Here is a 643-nt window from a genome sequence, read left to right as displayed (position 1 = left end):
GAAACAATTTTTATATTTTCAAGAAACGGGAATCCGGAGGAAGAAGACTCTTTTTATGCGAGAATAGCGCAAGATTTAGATAGATTAAAGCCAAAACCGGACAAAATCTTTCTTTTAACTTTGAATCACAATTTACCTTCTGATTTGTTCGCGGAAAGTGCAGATTTCAATTTACAATTCATTACTACCAAATCCATCAAAAATAAACACTATGCCAACAATGACAAAGTTAGAACTTTAGAAGAACTAATTTATTGGTGCAAAGAGAAACAATGTTACTGAGACAACTACAAGTTTTCTTGAAATGAAATTGACGAAATTAAAAAACTATTCAGAGAAAAAATAACAAATTATTCTAAGAACAGGCTTTTAAAGAATTGATATCAAGAACAAATTGATAACTTAGATAATCGTTTTTCAACAGAAAAAATTTTTGAAACATCTCACACAAATATAAATTGCCTAGAAAATGTAGAAATAAATCAATTAAAGCTTGAAGAATTTAGAAGATTTATTCAAAACTGGCAGGCAAATAACGGCTTTAAAAAAATTCAATCACCATATGATCTATTTTTTGAACTATTAGAAGAAAAATACAGAGGTAGAAGTTTTTTTGCAATGGGAAGTGAGTTTATTGAAAAGC

The 643-nt window shown here is 28.5% G+C and carries 1 protein-coding gene; it reads left to right on the top strand.

Annotation, left to right across the window (positions count from 1 at the left end; translation table 4 throughout):
• Window positions 1–643: hypothetical protein (locus DNK47_RS03565; protein ID WP_112665937.1), on the top strand; the 643-nt coding region annotated here is incomplete at both ends.

The sequence above is a fragment of the Mycoplasma wenyonii genome (assembly GCF_003265155.1).
GTDB lineage: Bacteria > Bacillota_I > Bacilli_A > Mycoplasmatales > Mycoplasmoidaceae > Eperythrozoon_A > Eperythrozoon_A wenyonii_C.
Note: the sequence above shows the minus strand (reverse complement) of the source record. Positions and strands in the feature narration are given on the sequence as shown.